Below are 23,459 nucleotides of genomic sequence, written 5' to 3'. Positions count from 1 at the left end.
GAGAAAATGGAAATGGCCGGGCCTCATTGGCTGTAGAACTCATGCTCTACCCAACGCGGGGCATGGCCGAGGACGTCAGCCAGCCCGAGACGTACCGATGCGAAGCACCGGCCTACAACTATCACTCGGGCTAGTAGTCACTGCCGTCCTTTTGAAAATGAAAGTGCGCGGATTATAGGCAGCGAATGTTGCACCGCAATAACTCCTGTGGTTTGCGGCGAAAGAACCACATTGCGGCAAGCTCGACACAGAGCAGCGCACCGTAAACCGGCCAGGGTGCAGCCCCTTTTGCCAAAATTCAGTCCACCTTCAGCCCAAGGCTTTGGGTCACCGCCGCATAGCGATCCATATCGGCCTGAATCTGCTGCGCAAATTGCACAGGCGTCTGCTTGAGCAATGTGTAGCCCTGCTGCATCAGCGCCTGCTGCATGACAGGATCGCTCAGTATCTGGCCCAGCACCTCGTTCAGGTGAGCGACCACTGCATCAGGCGTGGCGGCCGGGGCCAGCAGGCCATGCCACTGCTCTACGGCAAAGGCTTTGACGCCCTGCTCTGCCACCGTGGGCACCTCTGCCAGCTGCGCCACCCGTTGCGGCGCCGTGATGGCAATGGCGCGCACACGGCCAGCCTCAATCAAGGGCGCTGCGCTGCTGGCTGTGACCACGCCCAGCGGCACCTGATCGGCTGCCACAGCGGTAATGGCCGGGCCACAGCCTTTGAAAGGAATGTGCTGCAAAGGCCTGTGCGTGGCCTGCGCCAGCATTTCACCGGCCATGTGCTGGGGTGTGCCGTTGCCACAGCTGGCAAAGGCCAGAGGTTGTGCTGCAGAGGTCTGAGCCAGCGCATCGGCAAGGCTGTAAATGCTGCTGTGCAGCGGAACGACCAGCACCGAGGCAATCGTGCCCGCATTGAAGACGGCCTTGAAGTCTTTGCGCGGGTCAAAGTCCAGATGCTGGTACACGCCAGGGTTGATGGCAAAAGAGCTGTTGGCCATCAGCAGCGTGCTGCCGTCTGCCTTGGCCTGCGCCACTTCACGCGCGCCAATGTTGCCGCTGGCACCGGGGCGGTTTTCCACCACCACGGTCTGGCCTATGCGCTCTTGCAGCGCTGCGCCCAGCTTGCGGGCCAGCAAGTCCGTGCCGCCGCCGGGCGGAAAGGTCACCACAATGGTGATGGGCTTTTCAAACCGCATGGCCGCAGTACCCGTGCGGGCCTGCCACAAACCAGCCGCAGCCGTGGCAAGCACAGCAAGTGCCAGCAAGGCCAGGCTGCGGCGATGTTTAAAAAGAGTCTTCATTAGCTGTCACATCACAAGACATGCAAAGGCAGAGCGCACACCAGAGACGCCGAGCAAGCGCCGCCTTGTGGCGAGGGTGTCATCCCCCCTTGGGGGGAAGGGGCAAAGCCGCTCAGCAGAGAGATCATCCAGCGTCCAGGCCAATATCCAGCACCTTGGCGCTGTGCGTCAGCCAGCCCACCGCGATCTGATCCACACCGGTGGCCGCCACAGCAGGTGCTGTCTCGGGGGTGATGCGGCCCGAGGCTTCGGTAATCGCGCGTCCCTTGCACATGGCCACAGCGTTGCGCAAATCGTCCAGACTCATGTTATCCAGCAGCACCACATCCACGCCCAGTTGCAGCGCCACTTCCAGCTGCGCCAGCGTGTCCACTTCCAGCTCGATCTTGACCATATGGCCCACGCCAGCGCGCGCGCGGCCCACGGCGGTGGCGACATCGCCGGCCAGCGCAATGTGGTTGTCTTTGATGAGCACGGCATCGTCCAGCCCAAAGCGGTGATTGCTGCCGCCGCCCACACGCACCGCATACTTTTGCAGCGAGCGCAGGCCGGGCATGGTCTTGCGGGTGCAGGTCACGCGCGTGCCAAAGGGCTTGATGGCTTCGGCAATCGAATGCGTGGCGCTGGCCACACCGCTCAGGTGGCACAGGTAGTTGAGGGCTGTGCGCTCCGCCGATAAAATGGCGCGGCTTTTGCCGCGAATACGGGCGATTTCCATGCCAGGCACCAGTCGCGTGCCATCAGCGCAGCTGACATCGAACTCCATACGGCCATCCATGAGCGTAAAGGCCAGACGCGCGAGGTCCAGCCCGGCTAGCACGCCGTCTTGTCTGGCCATCAGGCGCAGCTCGTCCGTGGTATCGGCAGGGACTATGGTGTCTGTGGTCAGGTCTCCGGCACGGCCCAGGTCTTCCAGCAAGGCCATACGCACCAGCGGCTCCAGCATCACATCGGGCAAAGACGGAACGGGCAGTGCTGCAATTTTAGTAATGCTCATTTTGAGTATTTATAGTCGAGAAAAAAGCGCGAATGGCTTTGAAAGCCTCGCGCAGGTGGACTTATGCTAAACCTGAGCATTATTCAAGTCAAGCACTACTCAGAGTGCAATTGACCGGAGGAATACGCGATGAATCAGTGGCTGCGCGCCAGCGGCAGCTTGTTGCCAACAATCGCCCGCTCCAGCATTACATTGCGCCTGAAGCGGTAGAGCTTGGCCGGGCGGCCCGCGCCCACAGCCGTGACCTGACCGGTTTCTTCGACCAGTGATTGCTGCTCTATAAGGCGGCGAAAATTTTGCTTGTGTAGGCCACGGCCTGCCAGCGCCTCTACCGTCTGCTGCAGCTGCAGCAGCGAGAATTCCTCGGGCATCAGCTCAAACACCACGGGCCGGTATTTGATTTTGGCGCGCAGGCGGGCCATGCCGGTGGCCAGAATGCGGCGGTGGTCGTTGCTCATAGCGGCGCCGGGCAGCAAGCTGGCGGCGGCAGAGGCCGAACTTTCGCCATCGCCCTCACCCCATGCCTCGGGTACCACGCAGGCTTCAAACAGCAGTTCGTAGCGCTGCAGCACCAGCTCTTCGTTCCACTCGTATTCATCCAGGCCAAAAGTCACTGCAGCCCTTTGCCAGCGTGCGCTTCTAGATACGCTATCTGAAGCGTTTTCACTCCAGTCAGTCAGCGCGGGTGCGATGCGTTCGGCAATCACGGCAGGCATGCCATCGCGCCAGTCTTCCCAGGGAAAGTAGCGGTACCAGTCCTGCCAGCCGGGCTGTGCGGCACCGGTTTCATCCAGCTCTTGCGTCAGAGCCAGATAGCTGATGGAGATGACATGCATGCCCAGTTGCTGCGAGCGTTCACGGTCGGCAAAGGTGTAGAGCTGCTCCACAAAACCCAGCGGGTGATGGGTCTGCTTTTCCACCCACGCGCGCAAGCTGGCCTGAAGGGAGCTGTGATTGCTGGTAAAGGGCCCGGCAGGCAGCGCCCGCCCGGACCCAGTGGTCAGGATACGGGGCTGGCCATCCGTGACGGCAACCAGCACTGCCACCAGATCGGCCTGCACGGAATGCAGTTCGGAATTGTTCAAACCACTCAAAAGCGTTGGAGGGCAAAGCCCCATCAGGGGAAAAGCAAATTCTACGGTGCGCAGGCACTGACCCGGAACTTCATAGTGCCTGAGTCGCCAAATCTTGCGGCATCCCGCCGCACTTCTGATCATGAACAACTCGTTTTAACGGACTACGCTTTCTCCTCGGGCTTTTCCCTGATTCCGCCACTCGCCCTGCACTTCCCGCGCGTACCACCCTCTTTGCACAGGTCGATAGTCCGTTTTGAGTAACTACTTGCGCATTACGGCATCAATACTGACTTCGGCTTGGGAAGCGAAATCAGATTGCATCTGAGCGCCTGCAGCCGCCGGTGCCAAGACAACACCGCGCACTGCCTGCGAGTCGGAGGCCAACGATTGAAGGTCGGTTTTGACCACCGGTTTTGCCTTGCCCGGGTTGGCGACGGATAGCTGCGGCGTATTTCGCCGGCAGACATCGGTCGGCCATCTCCATCTTTCAAGAATTAAAGATCCATGGAAGGGAAGACTGATGATTGATTTCAAAGGCAAGACGGTTCTGGTGACAGGCGGCGGATCAGGCATAGGGCGTGGTATCGCCGAGGCGTTCAGTGATGCCGGGGCGCGAATCGTCATTGCGGACATCAAGCCAGAACTGGTGGCCGAGATGCGTAAATCGCTTGATCGCGCAGGCGTTGAGGCCCTGGTAGTCGAGGGCGACATGACGCGAGAGGCAGACGTTCAGGCTCTGGCCCAGCGCATCTACAGCGAATTTGGCGGTCTGGACGTTCTCGTCAACAACGTCGGCGACTTTGTGCTCTCCAAGCGTTTTGAAGAATTCAGCGACGACGAAATCAGCCGCCTCTATGACCTGAATTTACGCCACATCTTCAGCGTCACCCGCGCCATGCTGCCCCTGCTGCGCAAACGCGGCCACGGCTCCAGCATTGTCAGCATCTCTTCCATCGAAGGCCTGCGCGGCGCTCCTACCTGCGCTGTCTACGCCGCGTTCAAGGCAGCGATTGGAGGCTTCTCTCGCACTCTGGCGCTGGAGCTAGCCCCCGAAGGCATTCGCGTCAACGTCATCGCACCTGAAACCACCGAAACCGCGCAAGTGCCTGTCAGCCTGGCCATCCCTGAAGCCAACAAGCACCACATCCCGCGCTGGATTCCGCTTGGCCGCTTCGGCCAGCCCAGCGACTGCGCAGGTGCGGCGCTCTACCTGGCCAGCCCGCTGGCAGCCTGGGTGACGGGCACCACCCTCAATGTTGACGGCGGCGCACTGGCAGCTGGCGGCTGGATGCAAGCCCCCGGCGGCGCCTGGACCACCATCCCCCTCATCACCGGCAATGGCTTTATCGACGCATCCAGCAGCGATCAGGCCAAGCCTGCCCTGCTCGACCGTTCCTGAACACTTCCTCTTTTTTGACAGAGTCACCATGAAAATTCTTGTTGTCGGAGGCACAGGCCTTCTCGGCGGTCACGCCGCACTGCATCTGCAATCGCTGGGCCATCAGGTCACCATTGCCGCACGCAAGCCCGCACCGGCCACCACGGCCATGGCGCAGCTGCCCTTTATCGCCATGGATTACGTAGCGGGCACCGTCACGCAGGCTGAGCTGACAGGTTTTGATGCTCTGGTTTTTGCAGCAGGCAATGACATTCGCCACGTGCCACCCCAGGCGGATGCCGCAGCCCACTGGCTATATGCCAACGGCGAAGCCCTGCCAAAATTCTTTGCACTGGCCCGCACCGCCGGCATTAGCAAAGCCGTGCTGATTGGCAGCTTCTACCCACAGATCGACATCAAACTGACCGAAAGCGATCCCTATGTACGCTCGCGCCACATGGCCTGCGTGGGTGCCCGCGCGCTGGCCACACCAGGTTTTGATGTCTGCAGCCTGAACGCGCCTTTTATGGTCGGATCGGTGCCCGGCCTGCCCAGCCCTATTTTTGAGGCCTACACCGCCTACGCCAAGGGCCAGATGGGTGATATGCCCGTCTTTGGCCCAACAGGCGGCACCAACTTCATGTCGGTGCGCTCGCTGTCTGAAGCCATTGCTGGCGCGCTGGAAAACGGCCAGTCGGGCGAGGCCTACCTGGTGGGCGATGAAAACATCTCGTTCGCCGACTTCTTCGGCCTGTTCTTCAAGGCTGTGGGCAGCAGCACCGTGGTACCCGAAAAAGACCAGAACCACCCGCTGATGCCCGACGAAGTCATCTACGCTGGCCGCCACACCCCTGTGAGCTATCAGCCCACTGCCGATGCGCAGCAGCGTCTGAATTACCGTCGCAACGACGTGGAGCACGCCATTCGCGAAGCCGTGGCGCAAGTACTGGAGTCACAAACTCAGGCGGCGTAAGACACAGCCTTGGCAACAAAAAAGCCCCGCCAATGACTGGCGGGGCTTTTTTAATGGCTGACGAGGCTTAGACGTTGAACAAGAAGTTCAGCACATCGCCGTCTTTGACGATGTATTCCTTGCCTTCAGCACGCATCTTGCCGGCATCCTTGGCGCCTTGTTCACCCTTGAACTGGATGAAGTCGTCAAACGCAATGGTCTGGGCACGAATGAAACCGCGCTCAAAGTCACCGTGAATCACGCCAGCCGCCTGAGGGGCGGTTGCGCCAATAGGTACAGTCCAGGCGCGCACTTCCTTCACACCAGCGGTGAAGTAGGTTTGCAGACCCAGCAGCTTGAAGCCAGCGCGAATCAGGCGGTTCAGGCCCGGCTCTTCCAGACCCAGCTCTTCCAGGAACATGTCGCGGTCTTCGTCGTCCATCTCGGACATTTCGGCTTCGATCTTGGCGCAGATGGCCACCACAGGCGCGCCCTGGGCTTCGGCATAAGCCTTGAGCTGGTCCAGCAAAGGATTGTTCTCGAAACCGTCTTCCGACACATTGCCCACAAACATGGCGGGCTTGGCGGTGATCAGGCAGAACTGCTTGATCAGGGGCGCGTCTTCCTTGGAGACGGGCACGGTGCGTGCTGGCTTGCCTTCGTTCAGGGCGTCCTGAATCTGGGTGAGCAGGGCCACCACCTTGGCGGCATCCTTGTCGGTACCAGAGCGAGCGGCCTTGTTATAGCGGTGAATTGCCTTTTCCACCGTAGCCATGTCGGCCAGGCACAGCTCGGTCTGAATGACTTCGATGTCGGCAATCGGGTCCACCTTGTTGGCCACGTGAATCACGTTGGAGTCTTCAAAGCAGCGCACCACGTTGACGATAGCGTCGGTTTCGCGGATGTGGGCCAGGAACTGGTTGCCCAGGCCTTCACCCTTGGAAGCACCGGCTACCAGACCAGCGATGTCCACGAATTCCACAATGGCAGGAACCACGCGCTCGGGCTTGACGATCTCGGACAGCTGATCCAGACGCGGATCGGGCACTTCCACCACGCCGGTGTTGGGCTCAATCGTGCAGAAGGGGTAGTTTTCAGCAGCGATGCCAGCCTTGGTCAGCGCGTTGAAAAGAGTGGACTTGCCCACGTTGGGCAGGCCAACGATGCCGCATTTGAGGCTCATGGAATTTTCCTTATGTATCAATGCACTACCTGGCACCACACCATCGTGGCCGAAGTGCCCGATCCGCATTGAGGCGAATCTGGTTCTCTTGGGAGCGTGACGGCAGAGCACTCTGGGCTTGCAGAGTTTTGTGCCGGTTTTGTCACGGAAAGCCCTCGATTGTAATGACCCGGCAATCTCTGCTTATCCGCCGTAGATTGCGCCCGTCATTACCAGGAGGTGGCTAATCAAAGCGCAGATTACCCGCCAGTTGCTGGCCCAGCGCCAGCTGAACGCTTACGCCCTCTGCCTCAGGCAGGCCCAGCACAATCGCGTTCATACCAAAAGTAATAGCACCATCCACACGTGGATCTTGGCGGTAGCTGCCAATCGACTGCCCAACTGAGGTTCCCGGCACCGCCGTATCCGGGTCGATATCGGGGATGGGGCAGCGCGTACAAGGCTTGCAGGGCAGCAGGCTCAAGCCCGGTAGCTCCTTCACATCCAGCTGTTCCACCCGGTCTTCGTCGTGGGCTTCGATGCCGGCAATCACGATATTAGGGCGAAAGCGCCTAGCATCAACTGCAGCCTCGCCCGCCTGGGCCAGGCGTTGGTTCAGCTCGTCAACCGCCGACTGGCTGAGCACCAGCAACGGGTAGCCGTCGGCAAAATGCACCGGGGCCTGACCGCTGCTCACCCAACGCTCGCTGGCCTGGCGGGGCTGGGCCGGGTCAAAGCGCACCAGCTGGCAATCCGTTTCCAGCACTTGGCTAAGCCATGCGCGAGCAGGTGCCGCCCATTCACCCAGATCCCAAGCCTGCACCGTGTCGCTCCAGACCCGGGCCCGGCATTTTTCGCCCTGCGCCAGCAGCGGTATTTGCAGACTGGGCTGACCGGCAAAGTGCAGCAGCAATGAATCGGCCGTGATTTCAGGGCGAATCAGCGCCATGCGCGGGTGACTGCGCTGGGTCAAGAACTCGCCATTGGGCTCCACCACCATCCAGTGCCGGTCCCACTCCAGCCCGTGGCGCGACAGGCGGGCCTGTTGCACGGCAATGCCGGCGCAAGATTTGACAGGGTAAATCCAGAGCTCGGCAATCTGGCCTTGCACGTCGTGGGTGGAGTCCGTCATCGCATGTCCTTTGCTAACTTTCACAGCATTTTGCACTCAAGCTCTTGCTAGTCATACGCAAGGCGCTATCAACAATATAGTTGCGCGCCCGATACACCAGCAGGGCGCTGGGGTTCCCTCTATGCCCGCAGGCCTCACCTGCGCCTTCTACAATGACGGCCATGGCGCAAACCTTTGATGTATGTATTCGTGGAGCCGGCATTGTGGGCCGGACCTTGGCCCTTTTGCTGGCGCGTGAGCGTTTGCGTGTCGCCCTCGTGGCACCGCCACAGGCCAGATCACAGCAGCAGGATGTACGGGCCTATGCGCTGAACGCCAGTTCCAGAGCCGTGCTGCAGTCTCTGCGCTGCTGGCCCGACGATGAAGATGCCACGCCCGTGGTCGGCATGCAGGTCTTTGGCGATCTGGACGGCCAGGTGCAGTTTGATGCCGCTTCGCAGGATGTGGAAGCGCTGGCCTGGATTGTCGATGTGCCCGCACTGGAGCAGCGTCTGGCCGAGGCCGTGCGCTACCAGCCGCAGGTCGAAATCGTCAAAGAGCCGGTAGACGCCGCCCTCACCGCCGTCTGCGAAGGCCGCTCCAGCAGCACGCGCAGCGAGTTTGGCGTGGAGTTCACAGTCACCCCCTACCCCCAGCACGCGATTGCCACACGCCTGAGCTGCGAGCTGCCCCACGGCGGTATCGCCCGCCAGTGGTTTACGCCCGAAGGCATTCTGGCCCTGCTGCCCATGGGCGGCCCGGAAGGTCATGAAGTGGCCGTGGTCTGGTCGCTGGAGCAAGCGCTGGTGCCCCAGTGGCTGGACAGCGACGAAGAAAGCTTCACCACCCGCCTGCAGGCCATCAGTCAAGATGCGCTGGGCCAGCTGGAGATGATTGCTGATCGCGCCACCTGGCCGCTGCAGCAGGCGGTGGCTGACCGCTGGTGCGGCCCGTTTGCGCAAAAGAGCAACCAGAGCTGGGTGCTGGCCGGTGATGCCGCCCACAACGTGCACCCATTGGCAGGTCAGGGCCTGAACCTGGGCCTTGCCGATGCCCAGGCGCTGGCCCGCGTGCTACAAGAGCGCGACTACTGGCGCAGCCCCGCTGATTTGAAGCTGCTGCGCCAATACGAGCGTGAGCGCAAGGCGGCTCTGGCCCCCATGGGTCTGGCCATGGATGGCCTGCAGCAGCTGTTTGCCCGCCCCGAAGTGCCCATGCAGATGCTGCGCAACTGGGGCATGAAGGGCTTTGAGCGCAGCGGCCCGCTCAAGTCCTGGATGGCCAAGCAGGCCATGGGTTTGCTCTGACGCCAACTTCATGGAACCCCTGAGACCGATCAGACTCCAACCCTCAGCCCTGCCTCCCGGCACACCCGGGACGGCAGAAACCGTTAGCCATACCCGCCGCCTGCGCGGCCTGACAGATCACCCATGAAACTTGTTGCCTGCCTTCTGGCTGCTGCCAGCCTGACCTTCGGCCTGAATGTTCACGCCCAGGATGCCAACCTCAAAAAGACACTGACCGAGCGCATTCCTCAGCTCGAAAAAATCGACGAGGTCCGCGCCACCCCCATGTCAGGCCTGTATGAAGTACGCGTGGGCACGGACATTTTCTATACCGATGCCAAGGGCAACTATCTGATTCAGGGCGAGCTGATCGACACCAAGGCGCGCCGCAATCTGACTGAAGACCGCATGACCCAGCTGACGGCTGTGGACTTCAAGCAGCTGCCGCTCAAGGACGCCATCACCATCGTGCATGGCAAGGGCGAGCGCAAGATGGCCGTGTTTGAAGACCCGAACTGCGGCTACTGCAAGCGCTTTGAAAAAGACCTACAAAGCGTGGATAACGTCACCATCTACCTCTTCCTCTACCCCATACTGAGCCCCGACTCCGCCGAGAAGTCGCGTAACATCTGGTGCGCCAAGGATCAGGCCAAGGCCTGGCATGAGCAGATGCTGAACAGCAAGAATGCCTCCGCCGTGCAGTGCGATACCGCAGCCATCCAGCGCAATCTGGCCTTTGGCCGCAAGTACAAGATCACCGGCACTCCTACCGTCGTGTTCTCCAACAATGTGCGCGTCCCCGGTGCTATTTCTGCCGCCGAGGTGGAAAAGCATCTGGCTGCTGCCAAGTAATTCCGCCAAATAACAACTCAATCTCTGCCGGAGCAGCGCGCGTCAGGTCTGTTTGAGATCACCGCGCTGCGATAGGTTCGCTTGCTCCGGCCGCATTTCTGGAGCTGCCATGACGACCGTTTCCCATGCCCCCGGCATTCGCTACACCGTGCAGGCCAGCGCGGTAGATGCTCATCTTTTTGATGTTCAGCTGCACATCACAAAGCCTGCAGCCGACCAGCTTCTGTCGCTGCCTGTGTGGATTCCCGGCAGCTATCTGGTGCGCGAGTTCTCCAAGAACCTGCAAAGCCTGAGCGCCACCCAAAACGGGCAGCCCGTTCCCGCAGAGCAGCTCAGCAAAAATCAATGGAAAATTGCCTGTAGCGCAGATGCAGAATGCGTTATCAGCTATCAAGTTTGCGCTTACGACACCTCGGTTCGTACCGCCTGGCTGGACCGCCGCCGTGGCTTTTTCAACGGCACCAGCCTGTGCCTGCGCGTGCACGGCCAAGAAAGCCAGCCCCATGCGCTGGAGCTGCTGAGCAGCGCCGCCACCGAGGACTGGCAAGTCGCCACCGGCCTGACGCCAGCCCGAGTCAATGCCAACGGCTTTGGCCTCTACACCGCCGCCCATTACGACGAGCTGGTGGACTGCCCAGTGGAAATGGGCCAGTTCTGGCGCGGCAGCTTTGTGGCTGGCGGCGTGCCGCACGAGTTTGTGGTGGCCGGTGCCGCCCCCAGCTTTGATGGCGAGCGCCTGCTGGCCGACACCCAAAAGATTTGCGAAACCGAAATCGCTTTCTGGCATGTCGATGGCAGCCAGCCGCCCATGGATCGCTATGTCTTCATGCTCAATGTGGTGGACGACAACTACGGCGGGCTGGAGCACCGCAACAGCACCGCCCTGATCTGCGGCCGCCGCGACCTGCCGCGCAAGGGTGAGGCCAAGGCTGGCGAGGGCTACAACACCCTGCTGGGCCTGATCAGCCACGAGTACTTTCACACCTGGAACGTCAAGCGCCTGCGCCCGGCGGAATTTGCCCGCTACGACTACGAGCAGGAAAACTACACCGAGCTGCTGTGGTTCTTTGAAGGCTTCACCAGCTACTACGACGACCTGTTCCTGCGCCGCGCCGGGCTCATCGACAGCGCCCTGTACCTCAAGCTCATCACCCGCACCATCAATCAGGTGCTGCAGACGCCGGGTCGCCATGTGCAGTCCGTAGCCGAGTCCAGCTTTGACGCATGGGTCAAGTACTACCGCCAGGACGAAAACACGGCCAACCACACGGTCAGCTACTACACCAAGGGCTCGCTGGTGGCGCTATGCCTTGATCTGACCCTGCGCAATAACGCTGGAGACAAGGGCCGCAGCAGCCTTGACGATGTGATGCGCGGCCTGTGGCGCAAAAGCGAAGGCGGCCCCATCAACGAAGCCGATGTGCTGGCCGTGGTGACCGAACTGGGCAATGCCGACATCGCCCAGCAACTGAAAGACTGGGTGCACTCCACCAACGATCTGCCGCTGCGCGAGCTGCTGGCCCAGCATGGCATCAGCACCAAGGTGGAACCCGCCCAGCTGGCGCAAAAACTGGGCCTGCGCGTGCAGGAGAACCACAGCGTGCAGATCAAGACCGTGCTGCGCGACGGCCCTGCCGAGCAGGCTGGCATGATGGCGGGCGACGAATGGCTGGCCCTTGAGGCAGACGGCCAGTGCTGGCGTATCGGCAAACTGGACGATGTGTTGCTGTACGCAGGCGGCTCCAATCAAGTCACCGCCTGGGTCGCGCGCGACCGGTTGATGCTTGAGCTGCCACTGAACCTGAGCCCGCTACCAGCCAAAACCGCCAGCGAGGATGCAGATAGCGCCAAGACCATCAGCAATCTGGGACTGGAGATCAGCGACAAAACCGCTGCAGAGCGCTGGCTGACGGGCGTTTCCGAATAAGACGCAGTGACCAAGCCTGGCTGCTGCAGGCTAGCTGGCAGCCAGCCTCAGCGGTTATTCTTGGCACAACAATTCATATTTAGCAGGAGACAAACTTGGCCTACGAAACCATCGAAGTCCGCGTCGAAGCGGAAAAAGTCGGCATCATCACCCTGAACCGCCCCAAACAGCTCAACGCACTGAACGATCAGCTCATGGATGAGCTGGGCGATGCGCTCAAGAAGTTTGATGCCGACAAAAGCATTGGCTGCATGATCATCACCGGCAGCGAGCGTGCCTTTGCCGCCGGTGCCGACATCGGTGCCATGGCCAAGTACAACTTTGCCGACACCTACGGCGGCGACTACATCACCCGCAACTGGGAAACCATTCGCAGCATCCGCAAACCCGTGATTGCCGCCGTCAGCGGCTTTGCACTGGGTGGCGGCTGCGAGCTGGCCATGATGTGCGACTTCATCATTGCCGCAGACACCGCCAAGTTCGGCCAGCCCGAAATCAAGCTGGGTGTGATCCCTGGCGCTGGCGGCACACAGCGCCTGCCCCGCGCCGTGGGCAAATCCAAGGCCATGGACATGGTGCTGACCTCCCGCATGATGGACGCCCACGAAGCCGAGCGTGCAGGCCTGGTCAGCCGCGTCGTGCCTTACGCGCAAATGATGGAAGAGACGCTGGGCGCCGCCATCATCATCAGCGGCTTCTCGCAGTTGGCTGTGATGGCCGCCAAGGAGTCCGTGAACCGCGCCTTTGAAGGCAGCTTGAATGATGGCGTGATGTTTGAGCGCCGCCTGTTCCAGGCGCTGTTTGCCACGCAGGACCAGAAGGAAGGCATGGACGCCTTCATGAACAAGCGCCCTGCCAACTTCACCCACCAGTAAGCACTATGCAGCCGATGACCGATTTTTGAAGCAAAAACACCTTCTTTACTTCCTCCGGTCATTTTTCTGCATATAATCGCTTTCTCAGGTCGTATAGCTCAGTTGGTTAGAGCGCAGCATTCATAATGCTGATGTCGCAGGTTCGAGTCCCGCTACGACCACCAGACAAGAAACCGCAGTGTTTGCAAAAGCACTGCGGTTTTTTCTTTGCAGCAACGCTCTCTGCAGCCTGCGTACAAAAATTCCCAACTTGGCTGCCAAGGCCATTTCTTCCTATACAATTACGGGCTGTCGGTCGTATAGCTCAGTTGGTTAGAGCGCAGCATTCATAATGCTGATGTCGCAGGTTCGAGTCCCGCTACGACCACCAAATTTAAGCCCCAAGCGCGCAAGCTCTTGGGGCTTTTCGCTTTTTACAGAGGCCTCATTGCGCCCCTGCCCTTTTTGCAGCTTGCAGAAATGCGTGCAGATGGCGCTGCAATGCTCCAGCCGCTCACCCCTCTCTCAAGGATTTTCTCGTGCCCGTTGCACCCCAAGGATGCTGCACGCACGCCGCGTGCCCACGCGCCGGTCATTCGCCCGGCGAGGGCTGTGCTTTTCCCGGAAAAAGCAGCCGCAGCTCACGAGAATCCGCCTTTGCTCTAGGACTCACCCGTGACCACTAAAACCACTAGCGCTGTGGCTGGCTCAGCCGCGCCCAGCGCACCAACAGAAGTCAACGGATACAGCTGGAAAGCACTCATGGGCTCAGCCGTCGGCTACGCCATGGACGGCTTTGATCTGTTGATTCTGGGCTTCATGCTTTCGGCTATTTCAGCCGACCTTAACCTCACTCCCGGTCAAGCTGGCTCGCTGGTGACATGGACGCTGATCGGCGCTGTCTTCGGCGGCATCTTTTTCGGCATTCTCAGCGACAAGTACGGCCGCATCCGCGTGCTGACCTGGACGATTGTGCTGTTCGCGGTCTTTACCGGCCTGTGCGCTTTTGCGCAGGGCTACTGGGACCTGCTGATCTACCGCACCATTGCCGGCATTGGTCTGGGCGGCGAGTTCGGCATTGGCATGGCGTTGGCCGCTGAAGCCTGGCCTGCCCGCCACCGTGCCCGCGTATCGTCCTATGTGGCACTGGGCTGGCAACTGGGTGTGCTCGGCGCCGCCGTGCTGACCCCGCTGCTGCTGCCTTCCATCGGCTGGCGCGGCATGTTTCTGGTGGGTGTGATTCCTGCGGTCGTGGCCTGGGTCATCCGCAACAAGCTGCATGAGCCCGAAGTGTTTACGGCGCGCGACCCCAAAGACCAGCCCTCAGCCATGCAATGCCTGAAACTGCTGATGAAGGACAAGGCCACAACCAAAGTCAGCCTGGGCGTGATCGTGCTGACTTCGGTTCAAAACTTCGGCTATTACGGCATCATGATCTGGATGCCCAGCTTCCTGTCCAAGCAAATGGGCTTCAGCCTGACCAAGTCCTCCATGTGGACGGCCGCCACCATCATCGGCATGTCCGTCGGTATCTGGGTCTTTGGCCAGATGGCCGACCGCATTGGCCGCAAGCCCACCTTCCTGATCTTCCAGGTCGGCTCAGTCATCTCGGTACTGACCTATTCCCAGCTCAGCGACCCCACCGCCATGCTGTGGGTGGGTGCCATCATGGGCTTGTTCGTCAACGGCATGATGGGCGGCTACGGCGCCGTCATCAGCGAGGCTTACCCCACCGAAGCCCGTGCCACGGCGCAGAACGTGCTGTTCAACATCGGCCGCGCGGTCGGCGGCTTTGGCCCGGTGGTGATTGGCGCTCTGGCCATGGCCTATTCCTTCCAGGTCGCCATCGCCCTGCTGGCCGCCATCTATGTGCTGGACATGCTGGCCACGGCTTTCCTGATTCCTGAACTCAAGGGCAAAGAACTGCAATAAAGATAGCTTCTACCACATATCAGTAAAGCGCCAGAGCCTTAAAAGCCTGGCGCTTTTTTCATGCCTGACTCTCTTGCTGATCCTGTTTATGTGTGCAGCTGAAACACCTCGCTGACCAGCGCACGCAACCACTGGTTGGCGGGTTCGCGCTCAAAGCGCCAGCTCCAGTGCAGGGAGACATCAAACGCGCTTTCGGGCAGATCGGCCTGCAGCACCGCATAGCCGCCCATTTGCTCAAACGTGTCCGCAATCTCGGCCGGCATGATGACGGCCAGATCACTCTGGCGCACGATGGAAGGCACGGCCATGAAGTGCGCCGCCGAGAGGCGTATCTGGTTCTGCAACTCCAGCGTGCGCAAAATGCGCAAAGTCTCTGAGTGCGAACGCACCGCCACATAGTCCAGGCCCTGCAAATGCTCAGGGCCAAGCCGCTTGTTCTTCAAACCCTTGAGCACAGGGTGTGCCTGCCGCAGCAGCACGGCATAGTGGTCCGAAAGCAAGACCTGCTGCTTGGTGCCCGTTACACCGGGCAAAAAACCGATGGCAATGTCCAGTGAGCCACGGTCCAGCGCATCGGCAATCTCCCCCATGGGCATGGGCAGCGTCTCCAGCTTCACGTTCGGCGCTTTCTCTCGCAAGGCCTGTATCAGCGGTGGCAAAAAACGGGCCTCGCCAATATCGCTGAGATGAATGCGAAAGCACTGACTCGCCTCCAAGGGATCAAAGGTATGCGCCTCGGCCAGCGCCACCTCCAGTGTAGCCAGGGCCGAACGCACCGCTCGGGCCAGCCTCTCGGCGCGCGGCGTGGGGCGCACTCCGCCATGCATGCGCTCAAACAGAGGGTCACCGAGTAACTGGCGCAGCCGCGTCACAGCCTGACTGGCTGCAGGCTGCGATAACCCCACCTCCAGTGCCGCACGACTGACACTGCCGTGCCTGAACACCGCATCAAAGACGCGCAACAAATTCAGATCCAGACCCGATATATCCATGAAACGAATATCTCTTAGATGATTTATTCAATTGCTGGAAATTATGAGGCCATGCAAGATTCCCTCAGAAGCGCTCCAGCCCATGAAGAGCCGCCAGATCAAGGAAACACACTTTGCAAGTCACGCCTCAAACCACACTCCCGCAAGACACCCACACCGTCCGCCATGCCGTCATCGCCATGCTGCGCGAGCTGGGCATGACGCGCATCTTCGGCAACCCCGGCTCGACCGAGCTGCCGCTGTTTCGTGACTACCCCGAAGACTTCTCGTACGAGCTGGGCCTGCAGGAAGCCGTCGTTGTCGGCATGGCCGACGGTTATGCACAGGCCACACGCAATGCCAGTTTTGTCAACCTGCACTCGGCCGCTGGCGTGGGCCACGCCATGGCCAATATCTTCACGGCCTTCAAGAACCGCACGCCCATGGTCATCACGGCCGGCCAGCAAACGCGCTCTTTGCTGCAGTTCGACCCGTTTTTGCATTCGCGCGACGCTGCAGAGCTGCCCAAGCCCTATGTCAAATGGAGCTGCGAGCCCGCCCGCGCCGAAGATGTACCCCAGGCACTGGCCCGCGCCTACTACATCGCCATGCAGGAGCCACGCGGCCCTGTGTTTGTCTCCATTCCTGCGGATGACTGGGACAAGCCCTGCGAGCCCATCACGCTGCGCAGCATTGGCTTTGAAACCCGCCCCAACCCGCAAACGTTGGCTGCCATAGGCCATGCACTTGATGCCGCCAAGACACCGGCTTTTGTCGTGGGCGCTGCCGTAGACCGCGCTGGCGCGTGGGATGCCGTCGTGGCACTGGCCGAGCGCCATCAGGCCCGTGTGTTTGTAGCGCCCATGAGCGGCCGCTGCAGTTTCCCCGAAGATCACCCGCTGTTTGCCGGATTTCTGCCCGCCATGCGCGAGCGCATCGTGGACCTGCTGGGCCCCTATGACAAAATTTTCGCCCTTGGCGCTGCCGCCTTCACCTACCACGTGGAAGGCGAGGGTCCATTCATCCCCGTTGGCTCCGAGCTGTTCCAGCTGATTGAAGACCCGGCCATCGCGGCCTGGGCACCCGTGGGCACGGCTGCCGTGGGCAATATCAAGCTGGGCATCGAAGAATTGCTGAGTCGCCCGCAACTGGCGCAGCGCCCAGCGCCAGCGCGCAAGCCCACACCGCCCGTGCCTGCTGCACCCGCTGCGGGTGAGCGCATGTCGGTCGCGTTTGCCATGCACACACTGGCCAGCGTGCGCGACCCACACAGCATCATCGTGGAAGAGGCCCCCAGCTCACGCTCCACGATTCAGACCTATCTGCCCATCTTTCACAGCGAGACCTTTTTCACCATGTGCAGCGGTGGGCTAGGCCACAGCATGCCTGCGGCTGTCGGCATCGCTCTGGCCAAACCCGAGAAAAAAGTGATTGCCGTGATTGGCGACGGCTCCGCCATGTATGCGATTCAGGCACTGTGGTCGGCAGCCAATCTGCGCCTGCCCATCACCTTTGTGATTCTCAAGAACCGCCGCTACGCCGCACTGCAAGACTTCTCCAAAGTCTTTGGCTACCGCGACGGTGAAAAGGTAGAAGGCACGGAGCTGCCCGATCTCGACTTCGTTGCTCTCGCCAAGGGCCACGGCTGTGATGGCATCCATGTGGAAGACGCCAGTCAGCTCAGCCGAGTCCTGGCGGAAACGATTGCCCACCCTCGCCCCATCGTGGTTGAGGTCGAGGTGGCCTGAAAAATCTCAAAAAATGACCGCCCGTTCGAGGCGGATTGATAAAAAACCTGTCCAAGGAGACAAGACATGCCTTCAAAACCCCTCATCAACTGCCTGCGCCGCCTGAGCCTGGCGGCCGTTCCGGCCCTGCTTTGCAATGCATTTGCGGCCCCTGCCATGGCTTCTGAAAAGTGGCCAGACCGCCCTATCCGCCTAATCGTCAACTTCGCCCCCGGCGGCGCTGCCGACGTGATGGGCCGGGCCATCTCCCCTACCATGAGCCAGGTGCTTGGCCAGTCCGTGGTGGTGGACAACAAGCCCGGTGCCAACGGCAATATCGGCATTGGTGAAACCGTGCGCTCGCCCAAGGATGGCTACACGCTGCTGCTGAGCTCTGGCGGCGGCATCAGCATCAATCCGATGATTTACAGCAAGCTGCCCTTCAACCCCGAGAAGGATTTGATACCTGTCGCAGCCGTGGCCCGCGTGCATGTGTTTCTGGAAACCAACCCCAGCCTGCCCGTGAGCAATGTGCAGGACTTCATCAAGCACCTGCAGGCCAACCCCGGCAAGCTGTCTTATGGCTCCCCCGGTCCCGGCAGCTCGCCCCATCTGGCGGGCGAAATGTTCAAGCGCGCTGCCAAGGTCGATGCCACCCACATCCCCTACAAAGGCGCAGGCCCGGCTTTGACCGATGTGCTCAGCGGCCAGCTCCAGTACTGGTTTGATCCGGGTCCCGGCCTCAAGCAGGTCGAGGCCGGAAAACTCAAGCTGCTGGCTATTGGCAGCCCGCAACGCTCGCCGCTTTACCCCAAAGTCCCCACGCTGGCCGAAAGCGGCCTGCCCGGTTTTGATGCCGACACTTTATTCGGCATTTACGCTCCCGCAGGCACGCCTGCGTCCGTGGTGGAGGCCGTGCGCGCCAGCGTGCTCAAGGCGCTGGAGCAAAAAAATGTGATCGACGTGCTGCAAGGCATTGGCTCCACGCCTGAGCCCAATATGAGCCGCCAGGCATTTGTAGACCATCACGCCAAGGAGCGTGTCCGCTTTGCGCCCTTGATCAAGGCCATTGGCCTCAAGGTGGACTGACAAAGCAGCTTGTCTAGCACGGTGGCCGCTACTTCAATAAAGATAGCAGCTACCGCCTATCAATAAAGCGCTGGAGTGTCAAAACACTGCAGCGCTTTTTTATGGAGGTTAAACGCTTAGCCGGCGGTAACCGCGACCACCACCGCAGATTCAGGCACTTCCAGCCACACACTGTCGTTAGCTACCAGCCCGCTCATGGCGGGTGCAAAGCCGACGATCTGCGCGCCCCAGCTCAGGCGGCAAATGGCTTCATCAGAGGCCATGACTTCCTCAGACACTGTGGCCGCGCCATAGGTAGCGCGCTGCACCACGGCGGGCCAGAGGTTGATGTTCTGCATGGAAGCTGCCGGGCGCTCATTGCCCAGCCAGACCTTGACGGCCGTGGCCTTGCACAGCGCCAGCACCTTCACGCCAGGGGCCAGGCCCAGCAGCTCATAGCTTTCGGGGGTGATGCGAGCAGCAATCGTCCAGTCTGAGCCCGCCTCCATCGCCGCGCGCAGCCAGACCCGGATCTGGCCGCCCATCGATTCCACCTTGAGCACGGTGCAGGGCCACTGGTTGCGCATGCTGGTCATCAGACCCAGATTCGGCTGCGTACCGCCCGGCGTCCCAGACTGCATGCGCTGCATCAGCTCGGTGCGCAAGCGCATCATGGCCTCGGCTGCATGCAGCAATTCCTCGCCCGCAGGCGTCATCTGGGCACCACCGCCACCAGCCCCGCCCACGCTACGCTCCACCAGCGGCACGCCGGCCAGGTTGGTCAAGGTATCAATGGCCTGCCACGCCGCCTTGTAGCTCACGCCCACATCGCGTGCCGCCTGAGAAATGGAGCCGCTTTGCGCAATGCCGCGCAAGATGGCGATGCGGCGATCTGCCATGTCGTAGCCCAGCGCCTGAGATACGGAGTCTGACGAGAGCGAGCGGCTTGGCGCAGCCTCATCGTCAAACGCATCAAATTGTTCTTGTTCGAAATGATCGGGTTCTGACATAAGCCACCATCATGCCCGCCTTGGATTTTCCTGGCTGCCTCTTGCCTTTTCAAAAAGGCTACACTTCGCTATTCCTTTTATGAATAGCGATACTTCAATGACTCAGATCACTGCCCGCTCCTCGCGTTTTCCCTTTCAACTGGCCCGATCTGTGGCCGTGATCGCGACCGTGACCAGTTCGGCCGTGCTGGGCCTGTGGTCCGCGCAGGCGCAGGCAGCCGAAGTGGCGGTTGCCGTGGCCGCCAACTTCACCGCGCCCATGAAGAAGATTGCTGTGGAATTTGAAAAAGACACAGGCCACAAGGCCGAGCTGTCGTTTGGTGCCACCGGCAAGTTCTACGCTCAGATCAACAACGGTGCGCCCTTTGGCATCTTGCTGGCCGCCGATGACACCACGCCCGAAAAGCTCGCCAAAGAGGGCAAGGGCGTGGCGGACTCGCGCTTTACCTACGCCATCGGCACGCTGGTGTTGTGGAGCCCCAAGGCCGGTTATGTCGACGACAAGGGCGAAGTGCTGAAGACCGGCGACTACAAACACATCGCCATTGCCAACCCCAAGCTGGCGCCCTACGGCACAGCAGCGATGGAGGTGCTGAACAAACTGGGCTTGACCACCCAGGTGCAACCCAAGGTGGTGATGGGCGAGAACATTGCCCAGACCTACCAGTTCGCCGCCACCGGCAATGCGCAACTGGGCTTTGTGGCGCTGTCGCAGGTCATGGAAAACGGCAAGATTCGCGAAGGCTCGGCCTGGCAAATCCCCGGCAATATGCACGAGCCGATTCGCCAGGATGCCATCGTCCTGAACAGCGCCAAGGACAACGAAGCCGCCACCGCGCTGATGAAATACCTGCGCAGCCCCAAGGCGCACGACATCATCCGCTCCTATGGTTATAGCTTCTGACGCTTGATAGATAAGCGCTAGAGGCCGATTTAGAACGGCTAACGCAACCCGGCAAATCGCAGATTTGCGGTTGAGACGAGGCGCGAAGCCGCAGGCGGTACAAAAGTGCGACAAGGCTTCGCTCCGACGTATCAAGGGTTGCGTTAACGGTTCTTCACCCCAACTGCTCCGCTCTTCCCTTGGTGCTGCTCGGCTAAGCTGAGCACTCCAAGGGTCTTTTTTTGATTCCATGCAACTGAATGCCGAAGACTACGCAGCCATCTGGCTCACGCTCAAACTCGCCAGCGTGACCACGGTACTGCTCATGCTGCTGTGCACACCGCTGGCCTGGTGGCTGGCCCACACCCGCTCGCGCTGGCGCGGGCCGATTGGAGCCGTGGTGGCGCTGCCGCTGGTGCTGCCGCCTACCGTCATCGGCTTTTACCTGCTGGTCACCATGGGCCCCAACGGCCCCGTTGGCAAATTCACCCAAGCGATCGGTATCGGCAATCTGCCATTCACCTTTGCCGGTCTGGTCATAGGCTCGCTGATCTATTCCATGCCGTTTACCGTGCAGCCGCTGCAGCGCGCCTTTGAAGCATTGGGCACACGCCCCATGGAAGCCGCAGCCAGTCTCGGCGCCAGTCCGCTTGATCGCTTTCTGACCGTGGCCATCCCTCTGGCGCGCCCCGGCTTTATTACCGCCGCCGTGCTGACCTTTGCCCACACCGTGGGCGAGTTTGGCGTGGTGCTGATGCTGGGCGGCAACATCCCCGGCGTGACCCGCGTGGTCTCGGTACAGATTTACGACCATGTGGAAGCCATGGAGTACGGCCACGCCCACCTGCTGGCCGCAGGCATGGTGGTGTTCTCCTTCATCGTGCTGCTGGCACTCAACTGGCTGCAGCCCAAGGCGGAGCGCCGCGCATGAGCACTTCCCATTTCATCTCCGCCCAGCTCCAGCTGAGCCGCTCGGACTTTTCCCTCGATGTCGATCTGCAGCTGCCCGGCCACGGCGTCACCGCCTTGTTCGGGCCTTCAGGCTGCGGCAAGACCACCTGCCTGCGCAGCCTGGCCGGACTGGAGCGCGCACAGGGCCGGGTCGCCGTCAACGGCAATGTCTGGCAGGACGACGCCCGCAAGCAATGGCTTCCCACACACCAGCGCGCACTGGGTTATGTGTTCCAGGAGGCCAGCCTGTTCCCCCACCTCTCGGTGCAGAAGAACATCGACTATGGCTTGAAGCGCACGCCGGTGGAGCGGCGCAAGGTATCGCGCGATCGCGCTGTCGGGCTGCTGGGGATTGCGCATTTGATGGACCGCATGCCCGCCACGCTGTCTGGGGGCGAGCGCCAGCGCGTGGCTATTGCCCGCGCACTGGCCACCAGTCCCGAAGTGCTGCTGATGGACGAACCGCTGGCCGCACTTGATGCGCAACGCAAGGCCGAGGTGCTGCCCTATCTGGAACAGTTGCAACGCCATCTGCAGATTCCCGTCATCTACGTCAGCCACTCGCTCGATGAGGTGGCGCGGCTGGCCCAGTACATGGTGCTGCTGGATGCAGGCCGGGTCGTGGCGCAAGACGCGGTGACCGTTCTCCTGTCCAGCCTTGATCTGCCGCTGGCCCATGGCGATATTGCCTCCAGCGTGGTGCACGCCACGGTGCAAAGCCATGATGCGACTGACCACCTGAGTACCTTGGCCTTTGATGGCGGGCAGCTACAACTGGTGATGGCCCACCCGCGCGCCGTAGGCACTCAGGTACAGCTGCGCGTGCAAGCCCGCGATGTGAGCCTGAGCCTTGGCAGACCCGAGAGCAGCAGCATTCTCAACATCCTGCTCGCGCAGGTACTGGATCTGCGCGAAGACGGGCCAGGGCAGGTCATGGTGTCGCTGCAATCTGGCAACACCCGTCTGCTGGCACGCATTACCCAGCATTCGGCCAGAGCCTTGCAGCTGCAGGCGGGTCTGCCGCTGTTTGCACAGATCAAGGGCATGGCGCTGCTGGACTAGCCATCTCCACCTTCTGGAGGCATGGAAACGGCTCACTGACTATCATCGGCCCATGACCGATTCAGCCTGCCCTATCCCAGCCGCTACCTGCATTGAGCCACTGCAAAAGCAGGCTGTGACCTTCTTCAATGCAGGGCGGGCAGAGCCACAAGAGCGTGTGCTGGCCGCCGAGGTGCCGATTGCGCTGGTTTTCAACGGCATATCGCACGCGGTAATGATGGGCTCGCCCGGCGATGTGGAAGACTTTGCCCTGGGCTTTGCGCTGACCGAAGGCATCATCGACAGCGCAGCCGACTGCTACAGCATTGAAGCGCAACTGGTGAGCGCCACTGCCGCAGGCCTGCCCGAAGGCATGGACGGCCAGGAGGTGCAGCTAGACATTGCCTCGCGCTGCTTTGCGCGCCTGAAAGACAAGCGCCGCAGCATCACGGGCCGCACGGGCTGCGGCGTCTGCGGAGTGGAAAGCTTTGCCGCGCTAGACCTGTCGTTTGATGCCCTCCCCGCACATGACTGGCTGGCTCGTGTGGATGCAGCCACCGTGCTCAAAGCCATAGACGCCTTGCCTCCGCACCAGATTCTGAACGCCGAAGCCGGTGCCATTCACGCCGCAGGCTGGGCCACGCTGAGTGGCGAGATCACCGACGTACTGGAAGACGTGGGCCGCCACAACGCTCTGGACAAGCTGATTGGCCGCCTCGCCCGCACCGGCAGACTGGGCGAGGCCGGTTTTGTGGTGCTGTCCAGCCGGGGCAGCCATGAACTGGTACGCAAATGCGCCAAGGTGGGCATTGCGGCGCTGGCCACCATCTCCGCCCCCACGGCCATGGGCGTGCGCATGGCCGAGCTGACAGGCCTGCGCTTCTGGGGCTTGTGCCGCCCGCCCAAGGCCGTTCTGTACGCCGGCGACGGCAAAGCTTGAGCAAGCGCGTAGCTGCACGCCAGCCTCTAGAATCGCGGCATTGC

At 61.1% G+C, this 23,459-nt stretch carries 20 protein-coding genes and 2 tRNA genes; 15 read left to right on the top strand and 7 right to left on the bottom strand.

Going from position 1 to position 23,459, the window contains the following annotated elements; translation table 11 throughout:
• Positions 1 to 298 precede the first annotated feature (298 nt).
• The 3 genes from CLU84_RS02405 to CLU84_RS02395 form a co-directional block, all read right to left on the bottom strand.
• Positions 299 to 1,297 carry a tripartite tricarboxylate transporter substrate binding protein gene (locus CLU84_RS02405; protein WP_099735771.1) on the bottom strand — a complete coding sequence of 333 codons (999 nt, stop codon included), beginning with the start codon at positions 1,295 to 1,297 and terminating at the stop codon, positions 299 to 301.
• Positions 1,298 to 1,421: 124 nt separating this feature from the next.
• Positions 1,422 to 2,294, bottom strand: a complete 873-nt coding sequence (nadC, locus tag CLU84_RS02400; protein WP_099735770.1) for a carboxylating nicotinate-nucleotide diphosphorylase — start codon at positions 2,292 to 2,294, stop codon at positions 1,422 to 1,424.
• A gap of 134 nt (positions 2,295 to 2,428) precedes the next feature.
• Positions 2,429 to 3,379 carry a hypothetical protein gene (locus tag CLU84_RS02395; RefSeq protein WP_099735769.1) on the bottom strand — a complete coding sequence of 317 codons (951 nt, stop codon included), beginning with the start codon at positions 3,377 to 3,379 and terminating at the stop codon, positions 2,429 to 2,431.
• Positions 3,380 to 3,890: 511 nt separating this feature from the next.
• Here CLU84_RS02395 and CLU84_RS02390 point away from each other — a divergent pair.
• Together CLU84_RS02390 and CLU84_RS02385 are read left to right on the top strand one after the other, a co-directional pair.
• Positions 3,891 to 4,769: an SDR family NAD(P)-dependent oxidoreductase gene (locus tag CLU84_RS02390; protein WP_099735768.1), complete on the top strand. Its 879-nt coding sequence runs from the start codon at positions 3,891 to 3,893 to the stop codon at positions 4,767 to 4,769.
• 28 nt (positions 4,770 to 4,797) lie between these two features.
• Entirely contained in the window at positions 4,798 to 5,721 is a 924-nt protein-coding gene (locus tag CLU84_RS02385; RefSeq protein WP_099735767.1) for an NAD(P)-dependent oxidoreductase, read from the top strand.
• A gap of 67 nt (positions 5,722 to 5,788) precedes the next feature.
• Here CLU84_RS02385 and ychF read toward each other — a convergent pair whose 3' ends face one another.
• Together ychF and CLU84_RS02375 are read right to left on the bottom strand one after the other, a co-directional pair.
• Positions 5,789 to 6,883, bottom strand: coding sequence for a redox-regulated ATPase YchF (gene ychF, locus CLU84_RS02380; RefSeq protein WP_099735766.1), 1,095 nt, complete (start codon positions 6,881 to 6,883; stop codon positions 5,789 to 5,791).
• 223 nt (positions 6,884 to 7,106) lie between these two features.
• Positions 7,107 to 7,994: an MOSC domain-containing protein gene (locus tag CLU84_RS02375; protein WP_099735765.1), complete on the bottom strand. Its 888-nt coding sequence runs from the start codon at positions 7,992 to 7,994 to the stop codon at positions 7,107 to 7,109.
• A gap of 161 nt (positions 7,995 to 8,155) precedes the next feature.
• Here CLU84_RS02375 and CLU84_RS02370 point away from each other — a divergent pair, with 161 nt between their 5' ends.
• The 7 genes from CLU84_RS02370 (at position 8,156) to CLU84_RS02340 (ending at position 14,824) form a co-directional block, all read left to right on the top strand.
• The gene (locus CLU84_RS02370; RefSeq protein WP_199173673.1) at positions 8,156 to 9,280 is read left to right on the top strand and encodes an FAD-dependent monooxygenase; all 1,125 of its coding nucleotides are present in this window, start codon (positions 8,156 to 8,158) and stop codon (positions 9,278 to 9,280) included.
• Positions 9,281 to 9,403: 123 nt separating this feature from the next.
• On the top strand, positions 9,404 to 10,111 hold the full coding sequence (locus CLU84_RS02365; protein WP_099735763.1) for a DsbC family protein: 708 nt from the start codon (positions 9,404 to 9,406) through the stop codon (positions 10,109 to 10,111).
• 109 nt (positions 10,112 to 10,220) lie between these two features.
• Positions 10,221 to 12,038 (top strand): M61 family metallopeptidase, encoded by a 1,818-nt coding sequence (locus CLU84_RS02360; RefSeq protein WP_099735762.1) that lies wholly within the window; start codon positions 10,221 to 10,223, stop codon positions 12,036 to 12,038.
• A 95-nt stretch (positions 12,039 to 12,133) separates the two neighbouring features.
• The gene (locus CLU84_RS02355) at positions 12,134 to 12,913 is read left to right on the top strand and encodes an enoyl-CoA hydratase (protein WP_099735761.1); all 780 of its coding nucleotides are present in this window, start codon (positions 12,134 to 12,136) and stop codon (positions 12,911 to 12,913) included.
• Positions 12,914 to 13,000: 87 nt separating this feature from the next.
• A tRNA-Met gene (locus CLU84_RS02350) sits at positions 13,001 to 13,077 on the top strand.
• 129 nt (positions 13,078 to 13,206) lie between these two features.
• Positions 13,207 to 13,283, top strand: a tRNA-Met gene (locus tag CLU84_RS02345).
• A 371-nt stretch (positions 13,284 to 13,654) separates the two neighbouring features.
• Positions 13,655 to 14,824, top strand: a complete 1,170-nt coding sequence (locus CLU84_RS02340; protein ID WP_199173749.1) for an MFS transporter — start codon at positions 13,655 to 13,657, stop codon at positions 14,822 to 14,824.
• A gap of 86 nt (positions 14,825 to 14,910) precedes the next feature.
• Here the strand turns inward: CLU84_RS02340 and CLU84_RS02335 are convergent, their stop codons facing one another.
• A complete protein-coding gene (locus CLU84_RS02335) occupies positions 14,911 to 15,816 on the bottom strand; it encodes a LysR family transcriptional regulator (protein ID WP_099735759.1) in 906 nt (301 codons plus the stop codon).
• A 179-nt stretch (positions 15,817 to 15,995) separates the two neighbouring features.
• Here CLU84_RS02335 and mdlC point away from each other — a divergent pair, with 179 nt between their 5' ends.
• Together mdlC and CLU84_RS02325 are read left to right on the top strand one after the other, a co-directional pair.
• Positions 15,996 to 17,543, top strand: coding sequence for a benzoylformate decarboxylase (gene mdlC / locus CLU84_RS02330; RefSeq protein WP_233210070.1), 1,548 nt, complete (start codon positions 15,996 to 15,998; stop codon positions 17,541 to 17,543).
• 66 nt (positions 17,544 to 17,609) lie between these two features.
• Complete coding sequence (locus CLU84_RS02325) at positions 17,610 to 18,611, top strand: tripartite tricarboxylate transporter substrate binding protein (protein ID WP_099735757.1); 1,002 nt, start codon at positions 17,610 to 17,612, stop codon at positions 18,609 to 18,611.
• 116 nt (positions 18,612 to 18,727) lie between these two features.
• On the opposite strand, the gene CLU84_RS02320 is transcribed toward CLU84_RS02325, so the two are convergent.
• The gene (locus tag CLU84_RS02320) at positions 18,728 to 19,600 is read right to left on the bottom strand and encodes a TOBE domain-containing protein (protein WP_099735756.1); all 873 of its coding nucleotides are present in this window, start codon (positions 19,598 to 19,600) and stop codon (positions 18,728 to 18,730) included.
• Between the two features lie 97 nt (positions 19,601 to 19,697).
• Between CLU84_RS02320 and modA the strand changes: the two genes are divergently transcribed.
• The 4 genes from modA (at position 19,698) to fdhD (ending at position 23,415) form a co-directional block, all read left to right on the top strand.
• The gene (modA, locus tag CLU84_RS02315; protein ID WP_099735755.1) at positions 19,698 to 20,504 is read left to right on the top strand and encodes a molybdate ABC transporter substrate-binding protein; all 807 of its coding nucleotides are present in this window, start codon (positions 19,698 to 19,700) and stop codon (positions 20,502 to 20,504) included.
• Between the two features lie 229 nt (positions 20,505 to 20,733).
• On the top strand, positions 20,734 to 21,414 hold the full coding sequence (gene modB, locus CLU84_RS02310) for a molybdate ABC transporter permease subunit (RefSeq protein ID WP_099735754.1): 681 nt from the start codon (positions 20,734 to 20,736) through the stop codon (positions 21,412 to 21,414).
• A complete protein-coding gene (modC, locus tag CLU84_RS02305; protein WP_099735753.1) occupies positions 21,411 to 22,496 on the top strand; it encodes a molybdenum ABC transporter ATP-binding protein in 1,086 nt (361 codons plus the stop codon). Before modB ends, modC begins: the two co-directional genes overlap by 4 nt.
• 52 nt (positions 22,497 to 22,548) lie before the next feature.
• The gene (fdhD, locus tag CLU84_RS02300) at positions 22,549 to 23,415 is read left to right on the top strand and encodes a formate dehydrogenase accessory sulfurtransferase FdhD (protein ID WP_099735752.1); all 867 of its coding nucleotides are present in this window, start codon (positions 22,549 to 22,551) and stop codon (positions 23,413 to 23,415) included.
• Positions 23,416 to 23,459 lie beyond the last annotated feature (44 nt).

It is taken from the genome of Comamonas sp. 26, from assembly GCF_002754475.1.
Taxonomy (GTDB): domain Bacteria; phylum Pseudomonadota; class Gammaproteobacteria; order Burkholderiales; family Burkholderiaceae_C; genus Comamonas.
Note: the sequence above shows the minus strand (reverse complement) of the source record. Positions and strands in the feature narration are given on the sequence as shown.

Excerpts from the sequence above, each read along its gene's own strand:
- CLU84_RS02365 (WP_099735763.1), top strand. The coding sequence starts at position 9,404 with ATGAAACTTGTTGCCTGCCTTCTGGCTGCTGCCAGCCTGACCTTCGGC.
- modC (WP_099735753.1), top strand. The coding sequence starts at position 21,411 with ATGAGCACTTCCCATTTCATCTCCGCCCAGCTCCAGCTGAGCCGCTCG.
- modB (WP_099735754.1), top strand. The coding sequence starts at position 20,734 with ATGCAACTGAATGCCGAAGACTACGCAGCCATCTGGCTCACGCTCAAA.
- CLU84_RS02385 (WP_099735767.1), top strand. The coding sequence starts at position 4,798 with ATGAAAATTCTTGTTGTCGGAGGCACAGGCCTTCTCGGCGGTCACGCC.
- CLU84_RS02375 (WP_099735765.1), bottom strand. The coding sequence starts at position 7,994 with ATGACGGACTCCACCCACGACGTGCAAGGCCAGATTGCCGAGCTCTGG.
- CLU84_RS02405 (WP_099735771.1), bottom strand. The coding sequence starts at position 1,297 with ATGAAGACTCTTTTTAAACATCGCCGCAGCCTGGCCTTGCTGGCACTT.
- mdlC (WP_233210070.1), top strand. The coding sequence starts at position 15,996 with ATGCTGCGCGAGCTGGGCATGACGCGCATCTTCGGCAACCCCGGCTCG.
- CLU84_RS02340 (WP_199173749.1), top strand. The coding sequence starts at position 13,655 with ATGGGCTCAGCCGTCGGCTACGCCATGGACGGCTTTGATCTGTTGATT.
- modA (WP_099735755.1), top strand. The coding sequence starts at position 19,698 with ATGACTCAGATCACTGCCCGCTCCTCGCGTTTTCCCTTTCAACTGGCC.
- CLU84_RS02335 (WP_099735759.1), bottom strand. The coding sequence starts at position 15,816 with ATGGATATATCGGGTCTGGATCTGAATTTGTTGCGCGTCTTTGATGCG.
- nadC (WP_099735770.1), bottom strand. The coding sequence starts at position 2,294 with ATGAGCATTACTAAAATTGCAGCACTGCCCGTTCCGTCTTTGCCCGAT.
- CLU84_RS02320 (WP_099735756.1), bottom strand. The coding sequence starts at position 19,600 with ATGTCAGAACCCGATCATTTCGAACAAGAACAATTTGATGCGTTTGAC.
- CLU84_RS02390 (WP_099735768.1), top strand. The coding sequence starts at position 3,891 with ATGATTGATTTCAAAGGCAAGACGGTTCTGGTGACAGGCGGCGGATCA.
- fdhD (WP_099735752.1), top strand. The coding sequence starts at position 22,549 with ATGACCGATTCAGCCTGCCCTATCCCAGCCGCTACCTGCATTGAGCCA.
- CLU84_RS02370 (WP_199173673.1), top strand. The coding sequence starts at position 8,156 with ATGGCGCAAACCTTTGATGTATGTATTCGTGGAGCCGGCATTGTGGGC.
- CLU84_RS02325 (WP_099735757.1), top strand. The coding sequence starts at position 17,610 with ATGCCTTCAAAACCCCTCATCAACTGCCTGCGCCGCCTGAGCCTGGCG.
- CLU84_RS02360 (WP_099735762.1), top strand. The coding sequence starts at position 10,221 with ATGACGACCGTTTCCCATGCCCCCGGCATTCGCTACACCGTGCAGGCC.
- ychF (WP_099735766.1), bottom strand. The coding sequence starts at position 6,883 with ATGAGCCTCAAATGCGGCATCGTTGGCCTGCCCAACGTGGGCAAGTCC.